Genomic DNA, 10,711 nt, shown 5'->3' with positions numbered 1-10,711 from the left:
TGCTGTTCAAATTCGCCTTGCCGGCATGGGACCCCATCGCTGTCATCACAGGAAGCAGTACGTGGGAGGGGAACTGCTCGCAGTGATGAATCGTGTTCCGAGCCACTACCCATTCAGTTTCGTCCCAGTTGTTACCTCCCGTATTCAGGTTGCGGTCGAACCGCGGGAAGGCCGAACTAGTGATTTCCAGGCGAATTTGATGGCCGGCCGGAAACCAATTACTTGTGGCGTCGAGATCAATCTCGATTTTGCATATAACGCTCGGTTCCATGAAAACAGCCCGATCAAAGCCCTCGCGATAGCGGACGCGCAGTATCCCGTCCACCACGTCAATCGCACGGCCATCGGGATGTACGTCCAACAGTCTGGCCACGAGGTCCGTGTCCGGGGCCGAAGAAGAGACGAAGAGGACCGCCCGGACAAATCCGGTAACCTCCATGCCCTCTGTGAGGGGCGGTGAAGTGAAGCAGAGGACGTCTGGACGAAGCTGGACGTCCTGGTAATCGCGGGGTCCTATAGTAGTTCCACTTGACTTCCCGCCGTCCATCCCCAAGAACGGCGCCGGATCCCCAGGGTCGTAGGTAAACGTGTCAGCCGGCTCGTCGGCACTCGGAGGCTCTACATCAAGAGTCCCGTCGCCTAGACGGGTCGCGGCATTCCCGCCGCTGCGGAGGAACCAGTGCTGCAGTTCCACACCAAGAGGGGGCCATTCTGACGCGGCACGCCACTCGTTGCGACCCATCACGTAGTACTGGACGCGGGGCATTCCCTCGATCCGGTCGGGCTTGTCGTTCAGCCAGCAGTCGAACCAGTCCAGGTAGATCTGCCAGCAATCCAGGCGCGCGTCGCCCAGCTCGCGCTCGCCGATAACCGTCGGGGCTTTGAGACTCTCGGTGCCACAATGCGTGGCTGGCGACAGAATGATATGTTGGTGATCGCGTGCCGCCGGGCTCAATCCGCGAGCACTAAAAACGCGCTGCTGGTGAAGCGCGTCGGCAGCCCCCACGTCGTACCACGAGTTCACGAACAGGGCTGGGACGTCGATGGTCGAGTCCTCGCTAAGCATCCCATTCCGATCCCCCCAGGGATCGCCTGGGTCACGCGAGACCCAGTCCTCCCAGTCAGTCGGCGGTCCCCCAAGGCTCTTAAGCATGTTGACGAGCGGCAGCGACGCGAAAGCCCGCTGATACTCCTCATCGCTTTTCGGTTGCACTCGGGACCGGTCCTTCGCTGCGGTTTGGTGGAACCAGGGGACAAACGCGGCAACCTCCACCGCACCGCCGAGACGGAGATCCCCGTTGCGATATCGCCCTCCGGCAGAGCCGTTCGCGCCGCCCGATCCCTGCGCAATTGCGCATCGGTGGGCTGGATGGCACAACTGCGCCAGCAAAACCTGCGCGATACCAAGCGCCGAGCACCCATATGTGCCCACGCGTCCATTCGACCATGGCTGCTGCGAAATCCAGGACAGCGTGTCATAACCGTCGTCCCTTTCATTCTCCATGAGGGTGAATACGCCGCCGGAATCGAAGACTCCACGAAGCTCCTGCACAAGTACGGCGAAGCCTTGTCCAGCAAACATTCTTGCCACTTTGTGGCGAGGCTCAACCGGACAGCGATAGGGCGTCTTACCGTATTGAGTTCGGATAAGGATTGACCCGAGTTCCCCAGTGTAACCAATAGGCCGATACAGGTCCGTGGCGAGCTCAACGCCGTCCCGCATTGGAACGCGCAAGCCGGTCTGCAAAACCACTTCGTATCGCGGCGTTGGCGGTTTAATCGGGCCTAGTTCATTACACACTTCAGAGTGCCTCCCAGACATTGAGACTGATTCAAGATGGAGTGGCCAATTTCGACGGGTCTCAGCATTCTATCTGCACGGTGGTGTGTTCGTCGCATTCACAGTACAACGATGAACTCTGTGCCGTTGCTAAGTTGTTTGAAAAGAAACTCAACCGTGCTTCTCTAGCAGGTCCGGCACTCAATGATGGCGCGTTGCCACCCCAATTTCCCTATTGCTTAAATCAATGTGACAGCGCGCCTACGCCGCTGTGCAAAACATCAATTGTGAGTCTCACCGCCATTATGTGCCGATCCATGGACCCCCATTCCATGCTGATTGACGCGGGCCGATGGGGCAAGCTGCTTGATGTGAGAAGCGACGGGCTCCCCGACCGATCGCAGCTTGTTATCACCGTTTGTTTGAAATAGTGGAGGTAGGCTAGCCAGGCGGCAAGCTGTTCAAATTCGCCTTGCCGGCATGGGACCCCATCGCTGTCATCACAGGAAGCAGTACGTGGGAGGGGAACTGCTCGCAGTGATGAATCGTGTTCCGAGCCACTACCCATTCAGTTTCGTCCCAGTTGTTACCTCCCGTATTCAGGTTGCGGTCGAACCGCGGGAAGGCCGAACTAGTGATTTCCAGGCGAATTTGATGGCCGGCCGGAAACCAATTACTTGTGGCGTCGAGATCAATCTCGATTTTGCATATAACGCTCGGTTCCATGAAAACAGCCCGATCAAAGCCCTCGCGATAGCGGACGCGCAGTATCCCGTCCACCACGTCAATCGCACGGCCATCGGGATGTACGTCCAACAGTCTGGCCACGAAGTCCGTGTCCGGGGCCGAAGAAGAGACGAAGAGGACCGCCCGGACAAATCCGGTAACCTCCATGCCCTCTGTGAGGGGCGGTGAAGTGAAGCAGAGGACGTCTGGACGAAGCTGGACGTCCTGGTAATCGCGGGGTCCTATAGTAGTTCCACTTGACTTCCCGCCGTCCATCCCCAAGAACGGCGCCGGATCCCCAGGGTCGTAGGTAAACGTGTCAGCCGGCTCGTCGGCACTCGGAGGCTCTACATCAAGAGTCCCGTCGCCTAGACGGGTCGCGGCATTCCCGCCGCTGCGGAGGAACCAGTGCTGCAGTTCCACACCAAGAGGGGGCCATTCTGACGCGGCACGCCACTCGTTGCGACCCATCACGTAGTACTGGACGCGGGGCATTCCCTCGATCCGGTCGGGCTTGTCGTTCAGCCAGCAGTCGAACCAGTCCAGGTAGATCTGCCAGCAATCCAGGCGCGCGTCGCCCAGCTCGCGCTCGCCGATAACCGTCGGGGCTTTGAGACTCTCGGTGCCACAATGCGTGGCTGGCGACAGAATGATATGTTGGTGATCGCGTGCCGCCGGGCTCAATCCGCGAGCACTAAAAACGCGCTGCTGGTGAAGCGCGTCGGCAGCCCCCACGTCGTACCACGAGTTCACGAACAGGGCTGGGACGTCGATGGTCGAGTCCTCGCTAAGCATCCCATTCCGATCCCCCCAGGGATCGCCTGGGTCACGCGAGACCCAGTCCTCCCAGTCAGTCGGCGGTCCCCCAAGGCTCTTAAGCATGTTGACGAGCGGCAGCGACGCGAAAGCCCGCTGATACTCCTCATCGCTTTTCGGTTGCACTCGGGACCGGTCCTTCGCTGCGGTTTGGTGGAACCAGGGGACAAACGCGGCAACCTCCACCGCACCGCCGAGACGGAGATCCCCGTTGCGATATCGCCCTCCGGCAGAGCCGTTCGCGCCGCCCGATCCCTGCGCAATTGCGCATCGGTGGGCTGGATGGCACAACTGCGCCAGCAAAACCTGCGCGATACCAAGCGCCGAGCACCCATATGTGCCCACGCGTCCATTCGACCATGGCTGCTGCGAAATCCAGGACAGCGTGTCATAACCGTCGTCCCCTATATGTTCCCTAGCGTATACGCCGCCGGAATCGAAGACGCCACGACGCTCCTGCACAAGTACAGCGAACCCTTGTCCAGCAAACATTCTTGCCACTTTGTGGCGAGGCTCAACCGGACAGCGATAGGGCGTCTTACCGTATGGAGTTCGGATAAGGATTGACCCGAGTTCCCCAGTGTAACCAATAGGCCGATACAGGTCCGTGGCGAGCTCAACGCCGTCCCGCATTGGAACGCGCAAGCCGGTCTGCAAAACCACTTCGTATCGCGGCGTTGGCGGTTTAATCGGGCCTAGTTCATTACACACTTCAGAGTGCCTCCCAGACATTGAGACTGATTCAAGATGGAGTGGCCAATTTCGACGGGTCTCAGCATTCTATCTGCATGGTGGTGTTCCAGCCCACCTGCCTGTGCAATACCAGATGGAATACGCTCATTGGGGTGGCGCTGATTGCATGCCTTTCACTTAGCGAGCCAGCAGGCTGACAGGTGCTGTGGTCCAACTTCGATCGCCGGCGGCTCCTCAGCTTTGCAACGGTCGAAGGCAAGCGGGCAACGAGGATGGAAACGGCAGCCCTTCGGCACGCGCGCGGCACTTGGAACCTCGCCCTGCAGGGCCGGCAACTCGGCGCGACCTGCGTTGCCGCCAATCTGCGGTGTGGCGTTGCGCAAGGCGACGGTATACGGATGGCGAGGGTTGAATGTGATCTCGTCGGCGCTACCAATCTCGACCAATTTTCCAAGATACAAGACCGCAATCCGGTCGGCGATCAGCCAGGCAAGGGGCAAATCGTGGGTGATGAACAGCAGCGCCATGTTGTGCCTGTCGCGCAAGTCAACCAGGACCTGAAGAATCTGAGCGCGTATCGAGACATCGAGCATCGATACAGGTTCATCAGCAACGATGAGTTCCGGCCGGACGGCAAGCGCTCCTGCAATCACGACGCGCTGGCGCTGCCCGCCGGATAGCTCGTGCGGGAAGCGGGCGAAGAAATCGCCGGGAGGATTGAGCCCAGCGGCCGCAAGCGCTTCACTCACCCGGTCGGCGAGTTGAGTGGCGTTACCGACCAGCCGCAGGGACTGCAACGGCTCCGCCACGATGTCGAACACGGTGTGTCGCGGATTGAGGGCCTGATAAGCGTCCTGGAAGATCATTTGCACGCGACGCCGGTACGGACGTAGAGCCGAGAAGCCCTCTACCGACCTCATGTCGCGGCCTTCGAACAGCATTCTGCCGCCAGTCGGCTTGGCAAGCTTGGTGATGACGCGGCCCACAGTGGTCTTGCCGCTTCCCGATTCGCCGACCAGGGCGACGATCTCGCCCCGCCCGACGTTGAGGTCGATCCCGTCTACCGCGCGCATGGCGCCGACAGATCGGCCCAGGACACGGTCGAACAGACCGCCCTGGATAGGAAAATGAACTTGCAGGCTCTCGAGACGCAGGATGCCGGCAGTGTCAGGCATGAACAGCGACCTTGTCTTCTTGCGTCAAGGACCGGTGAAGGTGACAGGCGACACGTCCCCGCCCGAACTTATTGAGGCTGGGGACTTCGGTCGCGCACCCCCCCATGACCGACGGGCAACGCGGATGGAAAGCGCAGCCCGAGGGTCGATTCACCAAGTTGGGAGGATCACCCGGTATTGGCCGGATCATCTTTTTGCCGCTCGCTGGGTTCGGGATCGATTCGATCAGCTGTCGGGTGTAGGGATGTTTGGGCTGGGCGAAAATCTCGGCGACAGTGCCATCCTCGACGATGCGGCCCGCGTACATGATCATTACGCGATCACAACACTTAGCCACCACAGAAAGGTCGTGGGTGATCAAAATCAGGGCGAGGCTCAACTGCGATCGCAAGTCGCCTAGCAGGTTAAGGATCTGAGCCTGAGTGATGACGTCGAGCGCTGTGGTGGGCTCGTCACCAATGATAATCGAAGGTCGACACGCGAGCGCCATGGCAATCATCACCCTTTGTCGCATTCCGCCCGACAACTCGTGAGGGTAGGCGGAACCACGATCCGCCGGGATGCCGACCAGTTGAAGCAACTCACTTCCCCGCTTGGTCGCCTCGCCCCGCGACATGCCGAGCTTCAGCATGCATGGCTCGGCGATCTGCTTGATAATGCGGTGAACAGGATTAAGTGCGTTCATCGCGCCCTGGAAGACAACGGACGTTTCGCTCCAGCGATGTGGCCGCATCGCCGCATCATCGTCGATCGGCAGTCGGTTGCCACGATAGCGCACTTGGCCGCCGCTGACCCGCGCGTTGGGTGATAGTAGACCAGCGATCGCCATCGCGGTCGTGGTCTTGCCACTGCCCGATTCTCCGACGAGGCCCACGGCCTCTCCGGCTCGGAGCGCGAAGCTTACGCCGTCGATTGCTCGCAATGAAACGCCCTTGAGCCCATAATCGACAGAGAGCCGGTCTATTTCCAGAAGCGGTGTTTTGTCCTGGGAGGAGCTGGTCATGGGATCACCCTCCGCCGTGGATTGAACGTGTCGTCAAGGGCACTGCCAATCAGGACGAAGCTAAGCGAAACCGTGAGTACGCACAGTCCTGGGGCGCCGAGGTACCACCAGGCTCCAGCACTGGCCGCGCCGGCGCGCTGAGCGAGCGAAAGCAAAGTGCCCCATGAAGGCTGCAACGGGTCCCCGAGTCCAAGGAATGAGAGCGATGTCTCGACATAGATTGCGCTGGCGACCACCAGCGCACCATTGGCTGCGATTTGCGGCACGAGATTGGGGAGGATGTGCCGCACCATGATGCCGAAATTACTGCTACCCGCAACGCGCGCACGATCAATGAATGGTCGCTCCTTAAGCGACAGTGTCTGACTCCGGACGATACGTGCAACAAAGGACCAGCTTGTCATGCCTATAACGACAATGATCACGAAAAGAGAAGGACGGAAGCCCAGGATTTCTCCACCGCGCCCCATCACCTCGAGAACCACGGGTGTAATGACCAGCGCCAGCACGAAGGACGGCATGACAAAAAAGAAGTCTGTCAAGCGCATCAGCCAGACGTCGACCCTGCCACCATAGTAGCCAGCGGTCGTACCGATTGTAGTCCCAACGACGAGGCTGATCACAGTCGCGAGTAGCGCAATCGTAAGCGAGATCCGGGCACCATGGAGGACCAGATTGAGCACGTCCCGCCCGATTTCGTCCGTGCCGAGCAGATGCTCGCCTGATGGGGGTGCGAGGAAATCGCCAGTTGCATTGATCGCAGTCTGGAGCGGTCCCGCCAGAATATTGGGGACCGCTCCCACAACAAGAAAGAATACCAGACATACGAGGCCCACCTGAGCACCGCCATAGCTGAGAAATTGACGCAGAAAGCCTTTTATTGCGCGCGCCCGGCCTCGCGGGCAATATCGAACAATATTGTCGCTCATTGTCGGACCCTCGGATCTAGAAGGCTGTAGGCAAGATCGGCTACGAGGTTTGCGAGAACAATTGAAACGCCAAGCAACAGGAATATGCCTTGAAGGACTGGGTAGTCCCGTGCGTTGAGTGCTTCCACCGTCAGCCCGCCGATACCCGGCCAGGCGAAAACGGCTTCGACAGTGATGGCCCCGGCGACCACATAGCCAATATTGAGGGTGATCAAGGTCACGACCGGTAGCATTGCATTGCGAAATGCATGACGCATCAGCATTTGACCGTTGGTCAGCCCTTTCGCCCGTGCGGTTACCATGTAATCCTCGGTGAGTACGTCACTCATTGCGGCACGAGCGACGACGACGTACTGGCCGATTAGCCCAAGCGCCACCGCAGTGGCGGGAAGCGTGAGATGTTGCAGGTAGTCGAGGAACGAACCAAGAGAGCCCGTGATCAGGCCGGGCGAGTATGCACCATAGCCCGGGAGCCAACCCAATGCCGTGCTGAAGATTACCACCAGGATCATGCCGAGCCAGAAAGCCGGCGTAGAATAGAGCGCCAGAGAGGCTCCGGTTGCGATACGGTCGCCGGCTCCTCCCCGGCGCCAGCCTGCGTAGATCCCAAGCATCACCCCAATAACGATTGCCATTATCTGAGCAACCCCGACTAGGACTATGGTGTCCGGCAGGCGTTCCGCTATCAGGTCTGCGACATGCCTGCCCCTGAACTTGAAGCTGTAGCCGAAATCGCCGCGGAGTGTTGCCGACAGGTAGTCGACCGCCTGGTCCGGGAACAGCGGCCGGTCAAGGCCCCAACGTTGGTTCTGCGCCTCAATCTGCTCGGCGGTGACGCTGACGCGCGCCCCGCCAAGCAAAAGAGATGCAGGGTCACCTGGAATAACTCGGAATAGGATGAAGTTCAGGACTGCCACCATCAGGAGGGTTATAGAGGCCCTGACGATGATGCGCAGGATGTGACGGCTCCCTCCCCCTCCGTTCACGGCGCGGGCACCGGCTTCAAGCGATCGAATGGGAAGTAGCTGTCCATCGACATGATGCCTTGCTTTCCCCAACCCTCGAAGCAATCCCTCCGGTGGGCTTCGAGCAGGGTGGGGTAACATAGTACGATGTAAGGCGCTTCAGTATAAATTAGTCGCGCTGCCTGGTCGACCAGCTTTTGGTTTTTCTTGAGGTCAACGGTGACCTGCACCTCCGCGAACAGTTTGTCGAACTCCGCATTCGTCCAGTACGCCTTGTTCTTGATGCCGATGGAATTGCTGCTGCCGAAGATGAGCAGGTCTTTAGGTGTTGGGCCTTGCCAGGTATCGGAAATGAGCAGATCCCACCCTCCGCCGCCTTTCGCCGGAGCTGCGGCGCGGGCGCTCAGCGCACCGGAGTCGAGCCGAGTCACCGATACAGGGATACCGATTTGCTCCAACCAGCCAGCGATAAACTGCACTGCCGCGACCGGCATCTCTATATTTGCTGAAGGTCCAGACACCAGCTCTAGCTGGAAACTCTTCCCGTCCTTGTCCTCCCGAATGCCATCGCCGTTCGTGTCCCGGTACCCTGCGGCGTCAAGCCGGCGGTTGGCTTCGGCGAGATCGAAGTGGCGCCTGATGTCGTTCAGATCTGAATAGTAATCGGCCGCCACCGGCATTGCGAGTCCGACACCAGGGTCGGCGTGTCCGCGCATGGCTCGATCGACGATGGCCTTCTGATCGATCGCGTAGCCGAGCGCATCGCGAAACGCCGGATCCTGCAGAGCCTTGGTGCTACCTGCGCCATCTCCCGAAGCGGTGTTGAAGGCGAGATAGGTTTTCTGAGCTATGCGGGATTCACCGACTACAATGTCGGGATCCTTCGAGAGATCAGCCCACTGGGCGGACGTCAGGTAGTTGCCATAATCGAGTTCCCCGCTCTTAAGACCTTGCGCAATCGGATCGGCGGCATCGAAGGACCGCAGGATCACCCCCGCGATTTGGGGCTTCCCCGTACGGAAATAGGGGTTCGGCGTCAGGCGTGTAAACTGGCCCTGGTGAAACTCCGAAACGATCATAGGTCCCGTACCCACCAAAGGCGGATCGTTGCGGAAGGTTACGCGTGCGTCAGCATAGCTGATGTCCTTCCAAATGTGCTCGGGAACGATCATTATGATATTGTCTATTGGCCAGGTCGCGGGGAACTTGGTCACGATCTGCAAAGTCTCGTCGTCGAACGCTTTGATGGACTCGACGTTCTCAAGACCGCTGGTGCTGTTCCACCCGACGTTTAGCTCGTCGGGCTTGCCTATGGAATCGTGCAAATAACTATAAGTGAACGCCGCGTCCCTAGCGGTAGCAGGCTGGCCGTCCGACCACTTCATGCCGGGCCAGATCTTGAAGGTCCAAGTGAGGTTGTCGTCGGCGACGGACCAAGATTGGGCAAAGCCCTTTCGATCGTCGTATCGCTGGGCGTCTATGCAGACCAAGAAATCATAGCAAATAGCCAAGGGCCAAAAGGAGCCCCAAGTGGCGAAGGGGTTCATCGAATCAGGGCCTCCACCCAGTCCGCCGATTCGCAGGATGCGATCGTCGCACGACGAGGCGAACGCCCTCGAGTTAATCCCCCAAGGGGTCGCCGAAATCGCCAGCATTGCCTTCATAAGCGCACGACGATTATATGAGTATTGGCTCATTTTATCCTCCCTGTTTGCCGGCTTTATCATCACTTCATGTTCACACGACCACGATGATCTACGGCCTCAACCCGGAACATCTGGCTTCCTTTTGACGGAAGCTCCACAGTCCCCTCATTCCAGATAAGTAGCAGTGCCCAGGGGGGTGGTTCCTGCAAATTGGCCGCTGTGCCTGCATGAATCCGGCGTTTTTCTCGATTCTGGGCACAGCTAGCCAGAATTAAAGTCGATTGGCCGGTTCCAGCTCCTGGCGGCGCCCACGGACAATTCGCATATAGCAAACGAGGCAGTCATTCAGGTTCTGTTCGCGACCTCGGGTTGGAGGGTCCCGTCGAGCCGCAAACGCCTTTATCACGGATGTGTGATGTCGGAATGTCGATGCCGAAATTCCAGAGGATATCCTCTTCCGGCACACGACGGTCTAAGAGGCGTTCGACAAGCTGCGCGCCGCGCAACAACACGGAGCTTGAGCCGCCCGTTGAAAAACGATGTAAACGCTGATGGATCTCCAGCCTGATGCGTGGCCGCCAGCTCGTCGACCGTGAACTATCCGCAAGCCATTGATCTGGCCTTTTGATTGAGGCGGATAGCGTCTTTTGAATTGCAGGATTAGCGGTATTTGGACGCTGTTTTCCTGCAATTCGGTTTTGCGATTCCCTTGTGCTGCGGAGCGTGATTCACTCGGTTCGGCGGCGGCGAATCGAGGGGACGGCGAATGTCCAAGCCACGCGAGACGGGAGAGCAGGACCTGTTCCGCTCCAGGCTCGATCAGATCATCAACATGAAGCAGGCGATCGACCGGCCGGTGCTGGAGGAGCGTTTCGGCGCCGTCTATTCGGACGGCCCCGGCATGCCGCCGCTGCCGACCCGGCTGATGGCGGGGCTGGCGATCCTCAAGCACACCTTCAACCTGTCGGATGAGGTGCT

At 59.2% G+C, this 10,711-nt stretch carries 7 protein-coding genes and 1 pseudogene; 1 reads left to right on the top strand and 7 read right to left on the bottom strand.

Translation table 11 applies throughout. The annotated features are described in order from the left end of the window. From EN943_RS25325 to EN943_RS25295, 7 genes are all read right to left on the bottom strand, one after another. A partial coding sequence (locus tag EN943_RS25325) for a CocE/NonD family hydrolase (protein ID WP_245475966.1) occupies nt 1–1,723 on the bottom strand: 1,723 nt, incomplete at its 3' end. A gap of 498 nt (nt 1,724–2,221) precedes the next feature. Then, nucleotides 2,222–3,955 carry a CocE/NonD family hydrolase gene (locus EN943_RS25320; RefSeq protein WP_244514363.1) on the bottom strand — a complete coding sequence of 578 codons (1,734 nt, stop codon included), beginning with the start codon at nt 3,953–3,955 and terminating at the stop codon, nt 2,222–2,224. A gap of 233 nt (nt 3,956–4,188) precedes the next feature. After that, complete coding sequence (locus EN943_RS25315; protein WP_063169341.1) at nt 4,189–5,190, bottom strand: ABC transporter ATP-binding protein; 1,002 nt, start codon at nt 5,188–5,190, stop codon at nt 4,189–4,191. Then, nucleotides 5,183–6,193 carry an ABC transporter ATP-binding protein gene (locus EN943_RS25310; protein ID WP_063169342.1) on the bottom strand — a complete coding sequence of 337 codons (1,011 nt, stop codon included), beginning with the start codon at nt 6,191–6,193 and terminating at the stop codon, nt 5,183–5,185. Before EN943_RS25310 ends, EN943_RS25315 begins: the two co-directional genes overlap by 8 nt. After that, entirely contained in the window at nt 6,190–7,122 is a 933-nt protein-coding gene (locus tag EN943_RS25305; RefSeq protein ID WP_063169343.1) for an ABC transporter permease, read from the bottom strand. Before EN943_RS25305 ends, EN943_RS25310 begins: the two co-directional genes overlap by 4 nt. After that, entirely contained in the window at nt 7,119–8,108 is a 990-nt protein-coding gene (locus EN943_RS25300; RefSeq protein ID WP_063169344.1) for an ABC transporter permease, read from the bottom strand. Before EN943_RS25300 ends, EN943_RS25305 begins: the two co-directional genes overlap by 4 nt. Beyond that, nucleotides 8,105–9,784 carry an ABC transporter substrate-binding protein gene (locus EN943_RS25295; RefSeq protein WP_063170379.1) on the bottom strand — a complete coding sequence of 560 codons (1,680 nt, stop codon included), beginning with the start codon at nt 9,782–9,784 and terminating at the stop codon, nt 8,105–8,107. Before EN943_RS25295 ends, EN943_RS25300 begins: the two co-directional genes overlap by 4 nt. A gap of 715 nt (nt 9,785–10,499) precedes the next feature. Here EN943_RS25295 and EN943_RS25290 point away from each other — a divergent pair. After that, nucleotides 10,500–10,711, top strand: a pseudogene (locus EN943_RS25290) (IS5/IS1182 family transposase); the annotation flags it as partial.

The organism is Mesorhizobium sp. M7A.F.Ca.US.006.01.1.1 (assembly GCF_003997935.1).
In the GTDB taxonomy this organism is placed as follows: domain Bacteria; phylum Pseudomonadota; class Alphaproteobacteria; order Rhizobiales; family Rhizobiaceae; genus Mesorhizobium.
Note: the sequence above shows the minus strand (reverse complement) of the source record. Positions and strands in the feature narration are given on the sequence as shown.

Excerpts from the sequence above, each read along its gene's own strand:
- EN943_RS25320 (WP_244514363.1), bottom strand. The coding sequence starts at position 3,955 with ATGCGGGACGGCGTTGAGCTCGCCACGGACCTGTATCGGCCTATTGGT.
- EN943_RS25315 (WP_063169341.1), bottom strand. The coding sequence starts at position 5,190 with ATGCCTGACACTGCCGGCATCCTGCGTCTCGAGAGCCTGCAAGTTCAT.
- EN943_RS25310 (WP_063169342.1), bottom strand. The coding sequence starts at position 6,193 with ATGACCAGCTCCTCCCAGGACAAAACACCGCTTCTGGAAATAGACCGG.
- EN943_RS25305 (WP_063169343.1), bottom strand. The coding sequence starts at position 7,122 with ATGAGCGACAATATTGTTCGATATTGCCCGCGAGGCCGGGCGCGCGCA.
- EN943_RS25295 (WP_063170379.1), bottom strand. The coding sequence starts at position 9,784 with ATGAGCCAATACTCATATAATCGTCGTGCGCTTATGAAGGCAATGCTG.